We start from the raw sequence: 18,688 nt of genomic DNA, 5'->3' as shown, positions 1-18,688 counted from the left end.
CGTCGCAGTTTGCCAGCAAAGCATCGTTATGGGTGCCATCATCAGGTCTCCCTCTGCATGACGCAGGGGCCCCAACTCTTGTTGTTTGCCTGATAAGAAGATGGTCTGGTCCAACGCTTTTTGCTTCTACCAGAACCTACTACAGCAGCGTAAATTTGCAACCCGACTGCCAATCCGCGCCAGTCGGGATGCCATCCGATGCTAGATCACATGCCCGTCCATGAAGCGGATTGAACACCAGATTCACCAATGGCTTCATCCAAGGCGTCGCTATAATTTGCAGTTATGAGCCGTGCATGTATTCCCATCAACGCCAAGGAAAGAGGTGGTTCCGGAAATCTGAACAGCCAGGATAAGTGGATTTTCCGCACAACAGTGGCATGATGCTGCGAGCGAGGAGAAGACCCTGATCGGGCTGGCACGGGGTTTTGAAGTCCACCCGAACCAGATCAAACGGTGAAGCGACCAGTTTCTTGAGCGCGCGCGGGGTGTTTGATGATGGCCTGAAAGCCAGGCCGGAACCGGAGTTCGACGCTACGCCAGCAATCGCTACAGCGTTCCATCCCGTTTCGCCGGAAAGATGTGTCGCAGCGCGCCATGCGGGCCGGATCGCGTTGGTGTCAGGTCCGCATGGCGCGACACCTGCGCCTTCAAGCACGGGCCACAGCCGCCATACATCGCCCTGTCAGCGATCTTGGCCGAGGTTGCTGCGGGCGCAGACTTGCAAAGCCGAGATACAGAAGGGTCAGCACGCACGGCGTTCTCAGCCGATGATGAGTTGCGGAAAGGCGGCGATCAGGACCAGCACTGTCAACATCACCGCGACATAGGGCAGGGCACCTGCGAAAATCGACTCAAGGCGCACGTTGCTGTCACCGAGTGTTGAATGCACTGTAAAGATCGATATCCCGAATGGCGGCGTAAGAAGACCGACCTCGACGGCGATAACAGTGATGATGCCGAACTGGATCAGATCGTAGCCGAGGCTCTGCGCAATTGGGGCCGCGATGGGCACCACGATCAACAGGATCGAGCTGCTGTCGAGGATCATGCCCAAGAGCAGCACCAACACTACATAGACTACGAGGAAACCCACCGGGCCAAAGCCGCTGTCGGTGACAAAGGTTCCGATGGCCGACGGAATTCCAGCTACGGCCAGCATCTGGCTGTAGAAGCCCGCAGCAACCAGCAGCGCCAGGATGCCTACTGAGATCGTGCCGGTCTCGCTCAAAACGGCCCAGCAGCGCCGCAGGTCGAGGCTGCGGCGCAACACCGCAATCACAAGTGCGGCAAAGGCGCCGACGCCGCCGGCCTCGGTGGGGGTGAAAAAGCCGCTGTAGAGCCCGCCCAGCACGAAGGTGACCAGCACGATGATGGGGGTGATCTTGCGCAGGATCTCAGGCAGCGTCATCTGCGGATAGCTCTCTCGGTCCTGCCGGCCCGGGGCGTCCTGCTTGGCAAAGACCAGCCCCGGCGTGAATTTCGCCGCGAACAGGATCCACAGGACGAAGCCGCCAGCCAGCAGTGCGCCCGGCACGAGGCCGGCGATGAACATCCGCCCGATGGATTGCTCGGCCAGCACGCCATAGATGATCAGCAGCAGGCTCGGCGGGATCAACATGCCCAGCACCGAACTGCCGGCAACCGTCCCGGCGGAAAAGGATGGGGCATAGCCGTGGCGGGTCATCTCCGGCACCGCGACCTTGGTAAACACCGCTGCCGAGGCGATCGATACACCGGTGACGGCGGCAAAGACGGTATTTGCCGCCACCGTGGCGATGCCCAGCCCGCCCAGCAGACGCCGCAGCCCGGCTTCGGCCACATCGAAGGTGTCCTTGCCGACATTCGAGATGCTGACCAGATGGCCCATCAGCACGAACAGGGGAATGGTGGCAAAGAGATAGCTGGCCACGCCATTATAGGTGGCGATCGACATCAGCCGCATCGACAGGTCGAAGTTGTCGCGCATGATCCAGACGCCGGCGAAGGCCACGACCATCAGCGCGATGGCGATCCTCATCCCGAGCAGGACCAAGGCAAAGAGCACGCCTATGAGGATCAATCCGATAGTGATATTGCTCATGGCAGCGGCCTCCGGGGCATACGGAATTTCGCGGCGCTGTCCGCGGCAACGACGATGAAGGCAAGGCTCGTGGCGGCCCCGCCGATCACCACCAGCAGGTGAAAGGGCACGGTCGGCAGCGTCCAGACCCCGCGCACTCCGAAGAAGTCCGAACTGACCCAGGCGTCATGGGTGTCGGGCAAGGCGGCGATTGCCACCAGCGCGAAAATCCCCGCCCCGGCCAGCGCGAACAGGGTGTCCAGCAGATGCAGGGCGCGCGGCGACAGCCGCTCGATCCCGCGCAATAGGAAATCCGACCGGATCAGCGTGCCGTTCAGCGCCGCTGGGGGCAGCAGCAGAAAGACAATGGCTCCGACCGAGCGGGCCGAAATTTCGGCCACGCCGATGATCGGCGCGGCCAGAAGGTTGCGGCTGATCACGTCGGCGACGATCAGCATCATGATCCCGAAGATCCACAGGGTGCCGACCGCCGCCATGGCGTTCAGGGTCAAGGCCAGCCCGCGCCGCAGCGCAGGCAGGCCGGGAACGGATGATGTGGCGCGTTGCATGCGGTCTCCCTCGTGACGCTCGTTCAGTTGTGGCAGCGGGCTCAGAGCGCGGCGGACCAATCCCGCGCCGGGGTGATGCCGCGGGTCTCGAGTTCGGCAAAATAGGCCTCGAGCACCGTGGCCGCCGGAGCGCCATTGGCATCCAGCCAAGGTTTGGTGACATTCGGCAGCGCGGCTGCCCAGCGTGCGCGCTCGGCGCTGGCCATCTCGGTCACCTGTAGTCCGGCGGCTTTCATCTCGGTCATCGCTTCGGTCGCCCGCTTGGTGATATACTCCCCATGGGCGCGCGAGGTGATCCGCCCGGCCTCTTTCAGCGCCGCCTGTACAGGCGCGGGCGCACGGTCGAAAAAGCGTTTGTTCACGGCGATGCCGCCGAAATACATCGACCCGAAGCCCACCCGCGACAGATGTGGTGCCACCTCGTAGACCCGGGTTGGCTGGATGCCGGTGGCAAACGACAGCGTTCCCTCGGACACACCGGTCTGAATATCGGTGTAATAGGTGGTCAGCGCGCCATCGACCGGCGAACAGCCGGTGCCCGCCAGCCAGTTGGCCGAGGTGCCCGGCGCATTCAGGCGGCGGTTGGCGATGTCATCAACCGAGGTGATCGGGAAGGTTGCATAAACATCGTAGCTGTCGGTCACCAGCGAGGACAGGTGCACCATGTTCTGATCGGTCCAGCCGGCGCGCAGCTCGGGCAGCTCTTCGGTCAGCTTGTCGAAAATGTCGATGGTGACATTGTGGTCGGCATTGGCGAAGGGGGTAAAATAGGTCACGTTCTGCAGCGGCATGGCCGAGCCTTCCCAGACCGTGCCCACCATGCCGACATCGACAATGCCGTCACGCACCGCCGCGCGCGTGTCCTTGAACTTGTAGAGCGTGCCGCCGTAATTCTCGTTCCAGCTCACAGTATAGTCGCCACCGGCATCCGCCAGCAGCTTGTCCAGCGCCGGTTGCAGGGCGTTCTGCATGGCGTAGACCCAGATATTGTTGGTCGGGTGGCTCGATCCGATCTGGATCGAGATGTTTTCAGCCGCGATGCTGCGCGTGTTCAGGAACGGCATGGCAAGTGCCGCCGATGTGGTGGCCAGAAAGGCTCTGCGTGTTGTGGTCATTGGTGTCCTCCTCCCAAGGATGTGTCTTGTTCTGCGCAGTGTCCCGCAGCGCATGCTGCTACCGCCCTGCGCGCGCGGTTCATACCGGTCCGGCGGTTTCCGGTACCGCCAGAATCTCGGACAGGTTGGTGAAAAAGGCGTCGGTCAGCTTCTGCGCCGTGGATTTGATAAGCCGACTGCCGAGCGCGGCCAGCTTGCCGCCCACCGCGACATCCGCATCATAACGCAGGCGCACGCCCGCGCCTTCGGGTGTCAGCGTGACCTGTGCCGCCCCCTTGGCAAATCCGGCAATCCCGCCCGAGCCCTTGCCGGACAGCGTACAGGAGTGCCCCGGCACGATGTCGCTGAGCACCACGTCGCCCTTGAATTGGGCCGAGACGGGGCCGACCTTCAGCTTCACCACAGCGGCGAATTCGGTATCACTGGTCTGATCGAGGCTTTCACAGCCCGGAATGGCCGCGGCCAGCACCTCCCGGTCGAAGAGCGCGGCCCAGACGGTCATCGGGTCAGCGTTGAGAAACTGCTCTCCTTCGAGCTTCATGGGGCGGTCCTTTCCTGTAGAGCTGCATCGAGCGCATCAAGTATGCGCAGCGGGGTCATCGGGGTCTGGGTGAGGCAAGCACCGAAGGGGCGCAGGGCGTCGTTCACCGCGTTCATCGCGGCGGCCCCGGCGGCGGCAGTGCCGGCTTCTCCGACGCCCTTGGCACCCAGGATGGTGTCCTGCGTCGGCGTCTCTATGTGAGCGATCTCGATATCCGGCATCTCCACCGCCATCGGGACGAGGTAATCGGCCAGCGAGCCATTGGTCAGCTGCCCGTCCACGTCATACTGGCATTCCTCGAAGAAGGCAGGGCCGAGCCCCTGCACCACGCCACCGCGGATCTGTTCGTCGACCAGCAGCGGGTTGATGATGCGACCGCAGTCCTCGACCACCCAGTGCTTCAACAGCTTCACGAGCCCGGTTTCCGTATCCACCTCGACGAGGCTTCCCTGAATGCCGTTGGTGAAATCGAACGGATACCCCACGGGCGCGAAGTGGTGCGCCACGGTCAGGGAATGGTCGACCCCGTGGGGCAGCGTGTCGGGACGGTAGGTGGCGATCCGGCCGATTTCCTCCAGCGCGATGCGCGGTGCGCCGCTGGCGGCATCGACCACGGCACCCCCGGCCAAACGCAGGGTCGCCGGGTCGGCCTGCACCAAGGCACCGGCCAGCATCAGGATGCGGTCACGCAGCTGCCGTCCGGCACGCAGCGCGGTCTCGCCGCCGATGCCGGCACCGCGGCAGGCCCAGTTGGCGCCGCCGCTTGGCGTGGTCGCGGTATCGCCGGTGGTGACACTCACCCGCTCGGGGGCAACACCAAGCTGGTCGGCCACGACCTGCGCGATGATCGTTTCAGTGCCCTGCCCCTGTTCGGTCACGGAGATCGCGCAATGGATGTCACCCGAGGGCAGCATCCGCACCACCGCCCCGTCTTGCGCCGAGATCCGCGCCCCGCCGATGCCGTAGAAGGTCGCGCCGGGGTTGGTGATCTCGACGAAAGAAGCGATGCCGAAGCCGCGATAGATGCCGCGGGTGCGCAGGGCAGCCTGTTCGACGCGCAGTGCGTCGGGGTCCATCATCTCGCGTAGGCGGGCAAGACAAGCCTGATGCGACAGCTTCTCGAACTGGTAGCCGGTTGCCGAGACATGCGGATAAGCGTCGTCGGCGATGAGGTTGCGGGCGCGGATCTCGAACGGGTCGCAGCCAGTGGCCTCTGCCGCGCGCTCGACCAGCGCCTCGGTGACGGCACAGGCGATCGGATGGCCCACCGCGCGGTACTGGCTGGTCTGCACCTTGTTCTGAAAGGCGACCGAGAGCTTCCCGCGATAGTCGGGCATCCGGTAGGGCGCGCCCATCAGACGGATCACCTGATTGCCCTCGGCGGCACTGGTGCGTGGATAGGCCGAGACCGCGCCGATCCGGGTCAGGTCGTCGACCTCCATCGCAAGGATTGTGCCATCCGCCGCCACCGCCATCCGGCCGTGCACGTCATGGTCGCGCGCGTGGATGTCGGAGACAAAGCTTTCCAGCCGGTCCGCCACATAGCGCACCGGCCGCCCGAGGATCAGGCTGGCGGCGACGGCGCCCATCTCTTCGTTGTAGACATGCAGCTTCATCCCGAAGGAGCCGCCCACATCCGGCGCGATGACCCGGACCTTGCCTTCTGGCAGCCCGAAATGCCGGGCGTAGACATCCTGAAACTGATAGGGGGTCTGGGTGCCGTGATGCACCGTCAGCGCCCCGCTGGCGGGATCGTAATCCGCCACCACCGCGCGCGGCTCGAGGGTCACCGCGGTATGTCGCCCGAAGGTGAACGCGGCCTCGACCACATGCGCCGCCTCTGCAAAGGCCCGGTCCACATCCGGCGTTTCGAGCAGCGTCTCGTAGCACAGGTTGCTGTCGGCGGCCTCATTGGCCCGCGGGGCACCGGGCAGCAGCACCGGGGCGCCGCCGGTCACCGGCTCCGCGTCCTCGATATCCACCAGAACCTGATCGGCGGCATCCTCGGCCTCGGCTCGGCTGTGCGCCAGGATCATCGCGACCGGATGGCCGGCCCAGAGCACCTCGTCCTCGGCGAGAATGTTCATCGGCGGGCTCTGCATTCCCGCGAAGTGATCCAATGTGCCGACCCAAGGCTGGCAGCGGGGGTTCAGATCCGCAGCGGTAAAGATGCGCAGGACGCCGGGGCAAAGCGACGCCGCCTCGGTGTCGATATCGAGGATCCGGCCCTTGGCCATGGGGCTGCGCACGAAGACCGCGTGCAGCATCCGCGGCAGCGCAAGATCACTGACAAAGCGCCCGCGCCCGGCAAGATGGCGGCGGGCGTTTTCGCGGCGCTGGGGCTGGCCGATATGCAGGGTCATTCCGCCGCCTCCGTATTTGCCGACGCGGCCTGTGCCGACTCTGTCGCCGCGGCCCGCGCTCTGCCGGTGGCGGCGATGGCATCGACAATCGCCTCGTAGCCGGTGCAGCGGCAGTAATTGCCCGAGAGCGCGTCGCGGATCTCGTCGCGCGAGGGTGCCGCATTGCGCGCCAGCAGCGCCTGCGCGCTCATCAGCATGCCGCTGGTGCAATAGCCGCATTGCAGCGCGTTGCGGTCGTGGAAATTCTCCTGAAGGTCGGCGACCGCCCCGGTTTCGGTCAGCCCTTCGACGGTCTCGACCGTGCCGCCCTCGGCCTGTACCGCCAGCACGAGGCAGGCATGTACCGGCGCGCCGTCGAGCAGCACCAGACAGGCACCACAGGCACCCATCTCGCAGCCCAGATGGGTGCCTGTGAGGCCCAGATCATCGCGCAGGAAATCCGCAAGGCTGCTGCGCGGTGTCACCGCCTCTTGCACCGGAGTGCCGTTGACTTTGGTGTTCACGAGGACCTTCATGGCCGGGTCTCCATCTGGTTCAGAACCCGCCCCAGAAGGACGCGCGCAAGTTGCAGGCGACGGTGAGCGGGAAAGCCCGGATCATCCGGCGGATCGAGGTCTTCGGCCAGGCTGGCCTGAGCGCGCGCAACGCTCTCGCGCGACAGCGGCGCGCCGATCAGCGCCGCCTGCGCTGCCTGGGCTTGCACCGGGGTGAACCCTACCGAGAAAAACGCGATCGAGGCATCGACAACCATGCCTTCCTCCAAATCGGCCTGGGCCGCGGCACCGACCATGGCGTAATCGCCCCGGCGCCGCGCAATCTCGTCAAAGGCAAAGACACGGCTGGCGGGCGGCAGGGGGACGTGTACCGCGGTCAGGATCTCGCCAGGGGCGAGGGCGGTCTCGTAGAGATCGAGGAAGAACTCATCGGCCGGGACATGTCTGCTGCCTTCGGGGCCGATGATCTCGATCTCAGCGCGCAGGGCCAGCACCGCCGCGGGAAACTCCGACGCCGGATCGGCCAGCGCCAGATTGCCGCCGAGGGTGCCACGGTTGCGGATCGCGGGATGCGCCACATGCGGCGCGGCCAGCGCGAGTAGCGGCGCATGGCGCGCGACAAGCGGGTTGTCCATCACCTCGGCGTGGCGGGTCATTGCGCCGATGCGCAGCGCGTTGTCCTGCACCACGACACCGTGAAGATCAGCAATCCCAGAGATGTCGATTAGCCGGGAAGGTGCCTGAAGGCGCAGCGCCATGGACGGCACCACACTGTGCCCTCCCGACAGGTAGACCGCATCGCCCTCGACTTCTGAATGGAGTTGCCAAGCCTCTTCCGGGCTGCGCGCACGCAGGTATTCGAACGCTGGTAGTTTCACTTCCCCCCCCTCTCCGGTCGAAAGCTCCCTGAACATAAATGACCGATTGGTCACTTATCTAAAGCACCGCGCTGAACGCAGGTCAAGAGAAAATGACCACTTGGTTACTTTTTTGAATTCCGCTATCATTCCATCAAAAAGGGGGCCGTAAGATGTCAGACTCAAAGACCAATACCGGGCGTCCGCGCCGCAAAAACATGCGCGCCGCAGAGCGCGAAAAACTGATCGTTGAGGAGGCTGTCCGGTTTTTCGCGGAATCGGGCTTCGAGGGCCAGACGCGCGAGCTTGCCAAGCGGATGGGGATCTCGCACGCGGTGATCTATCGCCACTTCGACAGCAAGGATGCGCTGATCGAGCGGGTCTACGATCACGTCTATCTGAAGCGCTGGAATCCGGAATGGGAGCAACTGATTCTCGACCGCGACCGTCCGCTGCAGGAGCGGTTGACACAGTTCTACGTCGCCTATGCCGACCGGGTCTTCGATTATGACTGGGTCCGGATATTCGTGTCTTCGGGACTGAAATCCTATGGGTTAACCGAACGCTATCTCGACATCATCCGGACAAAGATCATCGAGCCCGCAGCACTGGAGCTACGCGAATCTCGTGGCGGGCCTGAAGCCTTGCCCCCATCCGATATCCCCCCTGCGGATGAGATCGAGCTCTTCTGGGGCTTGCACGGGGCGGTGTTTTACATCGCCATCCGGAAATACGTCTACAACATTCCACTCGAGATCAACGTGGAGGCGACCGTGCGGGCTACCGTGGCGAATTTCTTCGAAGGCGCGCTTCACGTCACCCGCTAGGCAAACATGCAGGCGTTCTGATTAGTGGAAACGCGCGCAGCTGACGCCCTTCGGGCACAACGGTCCGTCAATCGGAATCTTTCAAGATTTCGCAGAAGGGCGGTGTCCGTGCAACGCAGTCTGAGACCGACTGACCTTCCCCTTTTTAAGGTCTGAAGTGCCCCTGGATTTGTTAACGATTTGCCTCTTAGGGCCTCATCCAGTCCCATCTACTTGCGCAGTATTGCCTGACCTGAGGCGCCGGACCCTTGCACATGGAACACATTCTTCGTCAGACCGCGCCCAACGGTGACATTCTCCGGCATGACCGTCCTTCTTTGTGCATTCTTGCGGACCCACCTTGCCAGCTTGAGGCCGTCACATCATCAAGACCAATTTTCCTTCGGGACGATGTCATGACAATTCACATTGAGCTTGTGTGGCATTTACAACATCTTACGGTGATCGGGCCGCATCACTATCAAACCACGTCCAGGCCATGCAACGATGGAGTTCTGTTTATAGACCGTATCTTAGTTCCAGAATGTGGATCAAAATGTCTCCAACATTAAAGCAGCTTGAAATTCTAAAGGCGGTCGTAACCACAGGTTCGATCAGCCAGGCTGCACGCTTGGTGGGGCTTTCTCAACCGACGCTGTCACAGCAGATTGCCAAGATGGAAAAATCTCTGGACACTCAATTGTTCGTGCGCGGGCGAAGCTCGGTGTTTCATCTGACGGCGCCGGGGGAGTACTGGTATCAGTTTGCTGTCGATATTCTCGATCGACATGCCTCTGCCGAGATTTTTCATGAAACCCATTTTAAACAAGACCGCATTCAACTGCGTTTCAGTTCGCCCTACGCGCTTCGTCTTTGGTTCTTTAACAAAGTGGCAGAATTGGCGGTTTCGGACCCAAAAATAGGCGGCTTGGAATTTGTCGGAAGCCGAAACTCTTCCGATGTCTTGGACATGTTGTCCATGCATCAGATCAACTGCGGTATTGTGAACGACGCCTTCTTGAAAAGTAGGAATTCCAATCTTCACGTCACGAGGGTTTTCAGCGATCGCACCGTCTGGTTGGTGCCCGAGGCAATCCCGCACGAGGTGATTCAATCCGTTATGAGTACCTGTAAAGCCCCGGAAGAGCCGAACTATGTCGCCTTGAAACGTTACGTGGACTTGGGCACATTGGCACCGTGGAGAGATCACACTCAGGGTTGGTTTCGCAGCCATCTGCCGCTTGCGATGCCGTTTTTTCGTTGCCCCGAAAATGTGGGTGCCGCGCGGCTTGTTGCGGAGGGTTTGGCCACGGCCCATGTGCCTTTGTCGTTGACTATACGTCTTCCCCAAGAGTTGCGCAGCCGTGTTCGCATGTATGAAATTGACGGTGCCCGGTTCAACGTTAGCTTTGTTGCCCCCAAACATTATCAATCCATCCCGGCATTTGTCGCGTTTCAAAAACGGCTGTGCGAAGACGTAAGAAGCGAGTTTGAAGGCGAAAGGCAGCTGGCCGACCTTAAGCGTGTATCGATGACTGGTCCTTGTGCAGCGGCTGTTGGGCCAGCCATCGTGCCCGCTGCTGAGTAAGCAGATGCAATTCCTGCTATTGTGTTTTCTTATGTAAGTTTAGGTTTCGAAGGTCTCTGAGATGTGATTGTTGATTGTGAGAGATTTTCTCAGTGGAGGGAATATCGTGGCGATACTATGCCGATAGCGGCGATTTCGGTTGAGAACCTCACGAAACAACTTGGCTCCCGAAATGTTCTCAAAGGGATCAACCTTACCATTGGGCAGGGGCAGCGCGCCGCACTGCTGGGGCCGAACGGCGCCGGCAAGACTACTCTTGTCAATATCTTGTGCGGGCTGACATCGCCCGCTTCCGGCAAAGCCACTGTGGCGGGGCATGATGTTGTGCGCCAGACTATGGTGGCTCGCGCGCAAATCGGCGTAGTTTTTCAGGATAGCAGTCTGGATACTCGGCTGAGTGTGGCAGAAAATCTGGAATTTCATGGGCTTGTCTATGGTATGTCGCGCAAGGCGCGCAGGGCGCAGATCGAAGTGATGCTTAACCTTGTCGAGCTGTCAGATTGGCGCAACACGGTCGTGCGCAGTTTGTCAGGCGGAATGAAGCGGCGACTTGAGATTGCCCGCGCCCTACTGCATAGGCCGCGCATCCTTTTCTTGGATGAACCGACCACCGGGCTGGACACTCAAACACGGGATCGGATTTGGCTTTATTTGGATCGACTAAGCCGCGACACAGGCCTTACGGTACTGGTCACGACCCATTACACCGAAGAGGTCGAACATTTCGATCAGGTGTCCATCATCGATCACGGTCAAATCATCGCGAACGGTGCCCCTTTTGATCTCAAGGCAAAGCACGGCACCACCCGTCTTTTGGTGAAACCGCGCAACAAAGAAGCAATGGGCAGGATCACGGGCGTCTGGCCAAAGGCACAAACCGCCGATAACACCCTGTCTATTCCCATTTCAAAGAACAGCGAAATTGATCAGTTTCTGGCAGCCTTTGGCCGCGATGTCAGCAGCTTGGAAGTCGAAAGTGCAACATTGGCCAGTGTTTTCTTGTCTTTGACGGGTCGCGAGCTGCGGGATCGTGTTGAGCGGGCAAACGAGAAAGGGCGCGCCTCGTGACTGCCTTGCTTCAAATCGAGCGCGCCGCTAGTCGGGCTTGGTCGGGCTGTCTACGGTTGAAGCCATGTATCCCGGTAAATTGTCAGGTGGTATGAAGCAGCGGTTGGCCTTGACTGTCGAGGTGCCGATCGCCCTGAGGGATGAGCCTCTCATTAGCCTGGATGTACAATCGTGCGAATTGATGCAGGAAGAAATAACACGCTCACCACAGCGCTCTGCCCAACTGTCCTGTGTGGCAAACACAGTGTTGATGAGGGGCTGATCCTTGGGGATCGTTTGGTTCTGATGTCACCGCGCCACGGTCGGTTTTACGAAGATGCTTTGTTGCCTTTTGCGGCTGATCAATCCATCACACAGCTTCAGGCGCACTCAGAATTTCACACATTGCGCAATCAAATATGCGGCCAGCTGCGTGAGATTGTTCTGAACGATTCCAGTTCCGACTTCTTCGGACGCAGTGAGAATGGGGTGTTACAACATTGATTTGGCTACGCGGAATGTATGGAATTTGGTTGCGCGAAGTTGTGCGCGCGCTGCGTGACCGCGGTCAGATCATCGGGGGGGTGTCGCGCCCCTTGATTTGGTTGTTGGTGCTGGGGATCGGGTTGAACCCGTATTTTCGCGGCGAAGTCTATGGTGAAGTTCGGGTCGTTCTGCCGTATACCTATGTGCAGTTTCTGTTTCCTGCGGTGATTGTCCTTAACATTATGTACACATCGATCCTGTTCGCGGTGTCTGTCATATGGGACCGGCAATTTGGGTTTTTGCGGGAAATTCTAGTGTCGCCCCTGCCGACCCCTTTGATCCTGTTGGCCAAGATTCTGGGTGGCAGCACAATTGCCACCGTGCATGGGTCGATCGTTTTGATCCTTGCGCGATTTGCGGATATTTCGCTGATGCCGGGACAGATTGCTTTGGCTCTGCTGGCAATGTTCTGCCTTAGTTTCACTTTGACCGCATTTGGCGTGATCCTTGCCAATCGGGTCCGTAATTTCGAGGGGTTCGGTGTGTTCTCCAACACTCTAATCCTGCCGTTGTATTTCACCTCAAGCTCTGTTTTTCCGCTTGATCCAAGCCTTAGTCGAACACAATCAATCATAGTTTATCCTGAATGGCTGGTTGCGGCGATGCGCATTAATCCGATTACTTATGCGGTCGATTTCCTGCGTGGCATATTGATCGGATTCAATCAGTTTCCTGCTCACATCGGACCAACACTTATCCTATTGCTTGGAGTGGTCTTTTTTCAGGTGGCATTATTCGAATTTCGCCGCACCTGATGGCACCGCGTTTTCACAGCCCGTTCCGGTGGCGTCCTGTGGTGATAAACGTTGCGGTGGTGTCGCTATTGATGTTCGGGCTATCCTACGTTCCTGCGGATACATCTTTGTCAGAGATACAAAGGCGCGGCACGTTGCGCGTGTGTATCCCGCCAAGCCGTCCCCCCTTGGTCACCGGCGATCCCACATATCCCGGATTTGATGTCGGGCTCATGCTGGAGTTAAGCGAAAGCATAGGGATCACGTTGAAAACGCGGGTCGTTTCGGCGATGGGGGCTGATTTCAATCCTCGCAACTGGCGGCTGAGCCGAAGCCAGTGCGATGTGATCGCGGGCGGTATCGTCGATTCAGAGGAAACCCGTGGGTTTTTGCAGACGCTTCCCACAGATGTGCAAATGGGCTGGGGCGTTATCCGGCCATATACGCTTGTGCCAGAGTCGAGAGAGAGCATTGCTGTTCTGCCTGCCCCAGGGTTGGATCGTTTGGCACTAAGCCAGGTGTTGCGAGCCGAAAAGGCTGATGTTGTGCTGGTCCGCGACGAGGCAGCTTTAATAGCAGCACTTACAGGGGGGCGCGCGCAGGTCGGATTGGCCGATAAGGGGATCGCAGACCGGTTGGCCCAAGGTCGAACCGACCTGACCTCCGCCTGGTTCAAGGCTGAAGGCGTCGCGCGGCAATCCTTTGCAATTGGGTTCTGGAAGGGCGATGTTGAGTTGCGTCGCGCCTTCGCACGCGCCCTTTCCGCTATGGACGAGGACGGACGACTGGACGACCTTAGATCGCAATATGGTTTGCCCGTCGCTGACTGAGTGCCGACTATCCGAAAAACCAATGTATCATATTCACATCACGGCATTGTCCCGATGCGGGGTGTGTTTCATGATAGACTCACGACCTTCCGGCGACGGTAAGCCGGCATTTCCAGAGCGCTCTCGTTCTGGCGTTCTTCTGTCGAGGACATTGGTTGATGATACGGAGGACCAATTGAATACAACACGATCTTGTAAGCTGGCAGTCTGCGCTTTGATTGCAGCAATCGTCCCCATAGTGGCCAATGCAGCAGGTTTCACCCAGGAACAGGCGGACACGGGCAAAGCGCTCTATGGGGCACAATGCTCTCAATGCCATGGCACTGACCTAGAGGGCAAAGAAGCCCCAGCGCTGAGCGCGGAAACCATGCAGAACTTCAGCACGGCAGGAGGGCTGTATGATATGATCTCGGTGTCAATGCCGCCCCAAGCCCCCGGAGAACTGCCCGAGGATCAATACCTCGCAATTATGGCCTACATTCTTGCCCATAACGGCGCGCAGCCGGGCGAAGATGCGTTGGTTGTGGACTATGACGTATTGGACTCCATCGACCTTGTCGCAGTGACATCTGTTGCGGCAACCACCAACGTTTCTGAAGCCACCAATGCGGATTCAGCCGCTTCAGTGCCGCAAGCGTACACTTGGGGAAAGCCACTGCCGGGCAGCGATATGTTCGCAGGTTCTTCGGACGGGGAGGCGACGGGGAATGGAGTGCCGCAGGCGTATACCTGGGGCAAAGAACTGCCAAGCGTTGAGCAGTAAGAATTTCCGACATTGCCTGACGTGATGTGAAACAAAACAAACGACTCTGGGAAGGTATTCCATGCAATTCTATCTGAAGCCGTCGATCCTTACGCTGAGCGCCGGACTGGCGTTTGCCAGCCCCGTTTTCGCGCAAGACGATGAGCGCGCTTACTCGCCCGTCACCGACGAAATGATTATGAACCCGCCAGCCGGCGATTGGCTGATGTGGCGCGGCACGATTGATAACCACGGTTACAGCAATCTGGACACGATCAACAAAGATACTGTTGCCGATCTCGAGCTTGCCTGGGCTTGGCCGATGGCCGACGTTGGTTTGCAACAGACCACCGCGCTGGAACACGATGGCATCATGTTCATCAACACCAACAATTCGATCGTTCAGGCGCTAGATGCCAAAAGCGGCGATTTGTTGTGGGAATACCGCCACGCGCTGGCCGAAGTTCCCAAAAGCTGGGGCTACCTGAATTATCAGTCACGTCGACAGAAAAACTCTATCGCGCTGTATGAAGACAAGGTTTATCTGACCACTGTAGACGCCAAGATTGTTGCGCTGGAGGCGACCACTGGCAAAACTGTTTGGGAAACCCAAGCGTTCGATAACTCCAAAGGTTACAGCTACACTGTTGGCCCGCTGGTTGTGAACGGCAAAGTAATCTCGGCGATTTCGGGTTGCTCCATTGCGGGTACGGCGGGTGGTTGTTTCATCGCTGCGCATGACGCGGAAACCGGTGAAGAACTGTGGCGCTTCAACACGCTGGATGATCCGAACAATCCCGCCCAGGGCGAAAGCTGGGGGGATGTGCCGCCAGAAAACCGCTGGGGTGGCACGCCTTGGGCTGTTGGGTCCTATGATCCTGAAACGAATATGACCTTCTGGGGCGTGGGGATGCCGGCACCATATGCCGAACTGGTTCGTGGTTCGGGCGACGGTGACGTGCTTTATACCAACTCGACCTTGGCGCTGGATGCGGATACCGGCGAGTTGAAGTGGTACTTCCAACACTTGCCACGCGACAACTGGGATCTCGACAGCCCGTTTGAGCGTGTACTGGTTGATCAGGAAGTCGACGGCAAAAAGCACAAGATGGTTGTGTCCGTTCCGGGTAAAAACGGTATCGCTTTTGCATTGGATCGGGACACAGGAAAATACCTGTGGTCGCTTGAAACCGTTTACCAGAATGTTGTGACCAAAATTGACGACGACGGCAAAGTTCACATCAACGAAGATCTCGTGTCCTCAGCGGTCGGTGAGTCCCACTTGGCCTGCGTATCGGTTTCCGGTGGCAAGCTGTGGCAGGCAGGTGCTTACTCGCCGCGTACTGGCAGCTTTTATGTGCCTTTGACCGAAGCATGTAACACCACGACACCCATTCAGACCGAATTTACCGCTGGTAACTCCACTGGTTCATTGAAGTTCGGTCCGCGGGTTCTGCCCGAAGGTATCGATCAGGCCGGTCTTGTGGATGCCATTTCGGTTAACCCAGAGCAAGGCACCCATGCCTGGCAGCACCGTCAGCGGACAATCCCAACGTCCTCAGTGATTGCGACGGCGGGCGGTCTAGTGTTCGGTGGCGACGCTGGGCGCTATATCAAAGCGTGGGATGATACCACAGGTGAGGTTCTTTGGAGCCAGCGCCTGAACGCGCCTATCGGCGGTTCGCCTTCCACATTCGAAGTGGACGGAGAACAGTATCTCGTTGTTCCAACAGGATATAGCGCAGCTGCATCAAGCGCAGCGTCGATGTTTCCAGAAGTGCCGCTACCAAGTGGTGCAGGCAACTCGATTTTCGTGTTCAAACTGCCAAAGTCGGACGGCTAAGGTATCACCTCGACACGACCTACGAGAGAGAAAGGTGCCGTTCTGGCTCCTTTCTCACGTTTGAACCGGAGAAATTGAGATGATTTTTCGTTCTCTCTTGGCTTTGGTATTTGCGTTGAATTGCGTGCCAGCGCGGGGACAAGATGCGCCGCAGATGTATCTTGATAACACGCGCAAGATCCAAGGTGACAAAATCCGGGTTTGTGTGGATGATGCCGCCGTTGGGGCACCATTTGATCGGGCGGTGGCCGAGGAAATCGGCAAGGCACTGTTTCTTGATGTGGTGTTCTATCAATCTCCGGGTGGATTTCCAATCAGTGGTGGCGGGTTTCTTGAAGAGCTCCAAATCCGGATGAACAAGAACTGCGACCTCGTTATGGGGATGTCTCTGCAGACTGGAAACCTCTATCCCGATTGGGTCAGCCCGACCCGTGTTTATGCCACGGTGCCCTATGTCTTGGCGGTGTTGGACCCCAGATATGAAACCCTTGCGGATATTCCAAAAGAGCACTTTATCGGAACTGCATTGGGATCGTCCGGCGAATGGGCGTTTATCACCGCGATGGGTCAACGCCCAGAGGGGCAGCGGTGGAAGCGACTTCCTTATGCCGACAAATCGTTGATGCTCAGGCGCCTGCGCGACGGGCAACTTTCAGGAATGTTGTTGTGGCAGCCAATGTTGCAGCAGCTGTTGGCAGAGGAACCCGGCGGGGGGGATGTCAAAATTATCGCGCCTGATCCAATACAGGTGGCGACAGTGCGTGTCGGCGGGTTGGTTTCATCGCGCGACAGCTTCCTGCGCAATCAGATCGATTCAGCGATTGATGCCTTGATTCAGGACGAAACCATAGCGGCACTTATGGATGAATTCGGCTTTGCAGGCATGCCAGGAGGGTGAAAAACCGTCATCGGGTTAATGATAGTCCCGAAAGAAGGCCTTGCAGCCAGGCGGGGTCAAACACGCTTAACATGATGGCGATCAACACGAGGGCTGCAGGCCATTCCAGGGTTCGGAACCGGGGCACCCAGGCTTGCTTCATTGCCAGTACGATCTGCGCTCCGGGCAAGCCTGGCCAGGGAAGCAAGCACAGGATTGCTGAACCAACAGAAATATCCTGTATTTGATTGAACAGAATATTCAAAAACGGGCCCAAGCTTGGGTTTAATTCTCTATAGGCTAGGGGGCGCAACAGATCGATCAATGGGATGATGGCTAAAAGGCATGCGCTGGCGATCAGCGGTGCCAACGCCTGCCGTACACGCGCCCATATGTTTGCCGCGCCATGTGACGGCACCACAACCCAACCAGCGCGAAACAAAATAGCCATTAGCAGGCCCCAAGCCGCCAAAGAGCCGCCATTATACGATCTATTGCCACCAATATGGTTAACGACCCGGAGGACAAAAAGATAGACGCTGGAAAACAGCATATAAGCCAGACCTCTTGTCACGATTTGCTGTAAAGTAAGATCGTTAAGGAAAGTCATAAATGCGCCCGTGTTGATTGCATGCTTCGTTTACATGCCCGCAACTTGAAACCAGAAGCAAGACACCTGCGCAAAGTGTCTGACATGTGTGAATCGGCATGCAAGATTGACCCAGTTGGGTGAGTTATGAGCGCGTAAAATTGACCCACCTGCTATTTATGAAAAGCGTGTCGAAGATCCGGCGGTGGCTATTGGTTGAGGGGCGCAGCATCCGGTCCGTTGCGCGGGCGACGGGATTTTCGCGGAACACGATCAGGAAGTATCTGAAGGATGACGGCCCGCCGAGCTACCAGCGTCAGGTGCGGTCGGCTCGGCACAAACTGTAAAACGGGTTTGATCTTCGTATGCGTCCGGTCTGGCTGTTCTGGCGGTTCACGACTCGGTTCCTGCAAGCTCGCAGAGGATCTGCCATTCCATTGGCGTAACGGGCTGCACGGACAGGCGCGAATTCTTGACCAGCACCATATCGGCCAGACGCGGATCTTGCTTGATCTCGTCCAGGGTTACGGCGCGCGGCAGTGATTTCACCGCCTTGATGTCCACACATTCCCAACGGTCATCGTCCGTGGTGCTGTCAGGGTGGGCTTCGGCGATCACCTCGACAATGCCGACCAGCGCCCGCTCTTTCTGGCTGTGGTAGAAAAACCCGCGATCCCCCACCGCCATCTCGCGCATGAAGTTGCGCGCCTGATAGTTCCGCACGCCGTCCCATTCCTCGCCCGTATCGCCCTTGGCCAGTTGGTCATCCCAGCCCCAGGTCGATGGCTCTGATTTGAACAGCCAGTATCTCATGCGATCACCCGGTTCCATTGGATCAGATCGACGGACTCAAACAGTCCTGCGGCGGCATAGGGATCGCCTGCGGCCCAGGATTTTGCCGCGTCCATGTCAGGCACGTCCAGAATGACAAGCGAGCCGGTCATCTCTCCCGCATCGTCAAGCAGCGGGCCCGCCTGCGTCACGACACCCGTCGCGTCGATGTAGTCGAGATGCTTTTGGCGGTTGTCCTTGCGGGTTTGCAGGGCGCCGGGTTTGTCGCGGGCGATCAGGGCAACGAGCATGTC

General features: G+C 59.0%; 19 protein-coding genes. 9 read left to right on the top strand and 10 right to left on the bottom strand.

The window, feature by feature from the left end; genetic code table 11:
- Positions 1-763: 763 nt before the first annotated feature.
- From ACN0WV_RS09550 to ACN0WV_RS09520, 7 genes are all read right to left on the bottom strand, one after another.
- Positions 764-2,083, bottom strand: coding sequence for a TRAP transporter large permease (locus tag ACN0WV_RS09550; RefSeq protein ID WP_084352763.1), 1,320 nt, complete (start codon positions 2,081-2,083; stop codon positions 764-766).
- Positions 2,080-2,631 carry a TRAP transporter small permease gene (locus tag ACN0WV_RS09545; protein ID WP_417605327.1) on the bottom strand — a complete coding sequence of 184 codons (552 nt, stop codon included), beginning with the start codon at positions 2,629-2,631 and terminating at the stop codon, positions 2,080-2,082. The genes ACN0WV_RS09550 and ACN0WV_RS09545 overlap by 4 nt, the downstream gene beginning before the upstream one ends.
- A 41-nt stretch (positions 2,632-2,672) precedes the next feature.
- Complete coding sequence (locus ACN0WV_RS09540; RefSeq protein WP_417605325.1) at positions 2,673-3,746, bottom strand: C4-dicarboxylate TRAP transporter substrate-binding protein; 1,074 nt, start codon at positions 3,744-3,746, stop codon at positions 2,673-2,675.
- A 79-nt stretch (positions 3,747-3,825) separates the two neighbouring features.
- Positions 3,826-4,287 (bottom strand): CoxG family protein, encoded by a 462-nt coding sequence (locus ACN0WV_RS09535; RefSeq protein ID WP_417605323.1) that lies wholly within the window; start codon positions 4,285-4,287, stop codon positions 3,826-3,828.
- The gene (locus ACN0WV_RS09530) at positions 4,284-6,650 is read right to left on the bottom strand and encodes a xanthine dehydrogenase family protein molybdopterin-binding subunit (RefSeq protein ID WP_417605321.1); all 2,367 of its coding nucleotides are present in this window, start codon (positions 6,648-6,650) and stop codon (positions 4,284-4,286) included. Before ACN0WV_RS09530 ends, ACN0WV_RS09535 begins: the two co-directional genes overlap by 4 nt.
- Positions 6,647-7,165 (bottom strand): (2Fe-2S)-binding protein, encoded by a 519-nt coding sequence (locus ACN0WV_RS09525; RefSeq protein WP_084352768.1) that lies wholly within the window; start codon positions 7,163-7,165, stop codon positions 6,647-6,649. The genes ACN0WV_RS09530 and ACN0WV_RS09525 overlap by 4 nt, the downstream gene beginning before the upstream one ends.
- On the bottom strand, positions 7,162-8,022 hold the full coding sequence (locus ACN0WV_RS09520; RefSeq protein WP_417605319.1) for an FAD binding domain-containing protein: 861 nt from the start codon (positions 8,020-8,022) through the stop codon (positions 7,162-7,164). Before ACN0WV_RS09520 ends, ACN0WV_RS09525 begins: the two co-directional genes overlap by 4 nt.
- 152 nt (positions 8,023-8,174) lie before the next feature.
- Here ACN0WV_RS09520 and ACN0WV_RS09515 point away from each other — a divergent pair, with 152 nt between their 5' ends.
- From ACN0WV_RS09515 to ACN0WV_RS09475, 9 genes are all read left to right on the top strand, one after another.
- Entirely contained in the window at positions 8,175-8,828 is a 654-nt protein-coding gene (locus tag ACN0WV_RS09515; RefSeq protein WP_417605317.1) for a TetR/AcrR family transcriptional regulator, read from the top strand.
- Between the two features lie 523 nt (positions 8,829-9,351).
- On the top strand, positions 9,352-10,395 hold the full coding sequence (locus tag ACN0WV_RS09510; RefSeq protein ID WP_417605316.1) for a LysR family transcriptional regulator: 1,044 nt from the start codon (positions 9,352-9,354) through the stop codon (positions 10,393-10,395).
- Positions 10,396-10,512: 117 nt separating this feature from the next.
- On the top strand, positions 10,513-11,463 hold the full coding sequence (locus ACN0WV_RS09505) for an ABC transporter ATP-binding protein (RefSeq protein WP_417605314.1): 951 nt from the start codon (positions 10,513-10,515) through the stop codon (positions 11,461-11,463).
- 171 nt (positions 11,464-11,634) lie between these two features.
- Complete coding sequence (locus ACN0WV_RS09500) at positions 11,635-11,946, top strand: hypothetical protein (RefSeq protein ID WP_417605312.1); 312 nt, start codon at positions 11,635-11,637, stop codon at positions 11,944-11,946.
- A gap of 29 nt (positions 11,947-11,975) precedes the next feature.
- The gene (locus ACN0WV_RS09495; RefSeq protein WP_417605311.1) at positions 11,976-12,743 is read left to right on the top strand and encodes an ABC transporter permease; all 768 of its coding nucleotides are present in this window, start codon (positions 11,976-11,978) and stop codon (positions 12,741-12,743) included.
- Positions 12,743-13,552 (top strand): substrate-binding periplasmic protein, encoded by an 810-nt coding sequence (locus ACN0WV_RS09490; protein WP_417605309.1) that lies wholly within the window; start codon positions 12,743-12,745, stop codon positions 13,550-13,552. Before ACN0WV_RS09495 ends, ACN0WV_RS09490 begins: the two co-directional genes overlap by 1 nt.
- Before the next feature lie 70 nt (positions 13,553-13,622).
- Positions 13,623-14,315 carry a c-type cytochrome gene (locus ACN0WV_RS09485; protein WP_417605308.1) on the top strand — a complete coding sequence of 231 codons (693 nt, stop codon included), beginning with the start codon at positions 13,623-13,625 and terminating at the stop codon, positions 14,313-14,315.
- 61 nt (positions 14,316-14,376) lie between these two features.
- Entirely contained in the window at positions 14,377-16,137 is a 1,761-nt protein-coding gene (locus tag ACN0WV_RS09480; RefSeq protein WP_417605306.1) for a pyrroloquinoline quinone-dependent dehydrogenase, read from the top strand.
- 79 nt (positions 16,138-16,216) lie between these two features.
- Positions 16,217-17,035, top strand: a complete 819-nt coding sequence (locus tag ACN0WV_RS09475; RefSeq protein ID WP_417605304.1) for a substrate-binding periplasmic protein — start codon at positions 16,217-16,219, stop codon at positions 17,033-17,035.
- A 7-nt stretch (positions 17,036-17,042) separates the two neighbouring features.
- On the opposite strand, the gene ACN0WV_RS09470 is transcribed toward ACN0WV_RS09475, so the two are convergent.
- From ACN0WV_RS09470 to ACN0WV_RS09460, 3 genes are all read right to left on the bottom strand, one after another.
- The gene (locus ACN0WV_RS09470; protein ID WP_417605303.1) at positions 17,043-17,624 is read right to left on the bottom strand and encodes a hypothetical protein; all 582 of its coding nucleotides are present in this window, start codon (positions 17,622-17,624) and stop codon (positions 17,043-17,045) included.
- A gap of 372 nt (positions 17,625-17,996) precedes the next feature.
- Positions 17,997-18,416, bottom strand: coding sequence for an EVE domain-containing protein (locus ACN0WV_RS09465; RefSeq protein ID WP_417605301.1), 420 nt, complete (start codon positions 18,414-18,416; stop codon positions 17,997-17,999).
- Entirely contained in the window at positions 18,413-18,685 is a 273-nt protein-coding gene (locus ACN0WV_RS09460) for a YciI family protein (protein ID WP_417605299.1), read from the bottom strand. Before ACN0WV_RS09460 ends, ACN0WV_RS09465 begins: the two co-directional genes overlap by 4 nt.
- Positions 18,686-18,688 lie beyond the last annotated feature (3 nt).

The sequence above is a fragment of the Primorskyibacter flagellatus genome, assembly GCF_048268605.1.
GTDB lineage: Bacteria > Pseudomonadota > Alphaproteobacteria > Rhodobacterales > Rhodobacteraceae > Primorskyibacter > Primorskyibacter flagellatus.
Note: the sequence above shows the minus strand (reverse complement) of the source record. Positions and strands in the feature narration are given on the sequence as shown.

Coding starts and splice junctions, on each gene's coding strand:
- ACN0WV_RS09550 (WP_084352763.1), bottom strand. CDS start 2,083: ATGAGCAATATCACTATCGGATTGATCCTCATAGGCGTGCTCTTTGCC.
- ACN0WV_RS09545 (WP_417605327.1), bottom strand. CDS start 2,631: ATGCAACGCGCCACATCATCCGTTCCCGGCCTGCCTGCGCTGCGGCGC.
- ACN0WV_RS09540 (WP_417605325.1), bottom strand. CDS start 3,746: ATGACCACAACACGCAGAGCCTTTCTGGCCACCACATCGGCGGCACTT.
- ACN0WV_RS09535 (WP_417605323.1), bottom strand. CDS start 4,287: ATGAAGCTCGAAGGAGAGCAGTTTCTCAACGCTGACCCGATGACCGTC.
- ACN0WV_RS09530 (WP_417605321.1), bottom strand. CDS start 6,650: ATGACCCTGCATATCGGCCAGCCCCAGCGCCGCGAAAACGCCCGCCGC.
- ACN0WV_RS09525 (WP_084352768.1), bottom strand. CDS start 7,165: ATGAAGGTCCTCGTGAACACCAAAGTCAACGGCACTCCGGTGCAAGAG.
- ACN0WV_RS09515 (WP_417605317.1), top strand. CDS start 8,175: ATGTCAGACTCAAAGACCAATACCGGGCGTCCGCGCCGCAAAAACATG.
- ACN0WV_RS09510 (WP_417605316.1), top strand. CDS start 9,352: ATGTGGATCAAAATGTCTCCAACATTAAAGCAGCTTGAAATTCTAAAG.
- ACN0WV_RS09505 (WP_417605314.1), top strand. CDS start 10,513: ATGCCGATAGCGGCGATTTCGGTTGAGAACCTCACGAAACAACTTGGC.
- ACN0WV_RS09490 (WP_417605309.1), top strand. CDS start 12,743: ATGGCACCGCGTTTTCACAGCCCGTTCCGGTGGCGTCCTGTGGTGATA.
- ACN0WV_RS09485 (WP_417605308.1), top strand. CDS start 13,623: ATGATAGACTCACGACCTTCCGGCGACGGTAAGCCGGCATTTCCAGAG.
- ACN0WV_RS09480 (WP_417605306.1), top strand. CDS start 14,377: ATGCAATTCTATCTGAAGCCGTCGATCCTTACGCTGAGCGCCGGACTG.
- ACN0WV_RS09475 (WP_417605304.1), top strand. CDS start 16,217: ATGATTTTTCGTTCTCTCTTGGCTTTGGTATTTGCGTTGAATTGCGTG.
- ACN0WV_RS09470 (WP_417605303.1), bottom strand. CDS start 17,624: ATGACTTTCCTTAACGATCTTACTTTACAGCAAATCGTGACAAGAGGT.
- ACN0WV_RS09465 (WP_417605301.1), bottom strand. CDS start 18,416: ATGAGATACTGGCTGTTCAAATCAGAGCCATCGACCTGGGGCTGGGAT.
- ACN0WV_RS09460 (WP_417605299.1), bottom strand. CDS start 18,685: ATGCTCGTTGCCCTGATCGCCCGCGACAAACCCGGCGCCCTGCAAACC.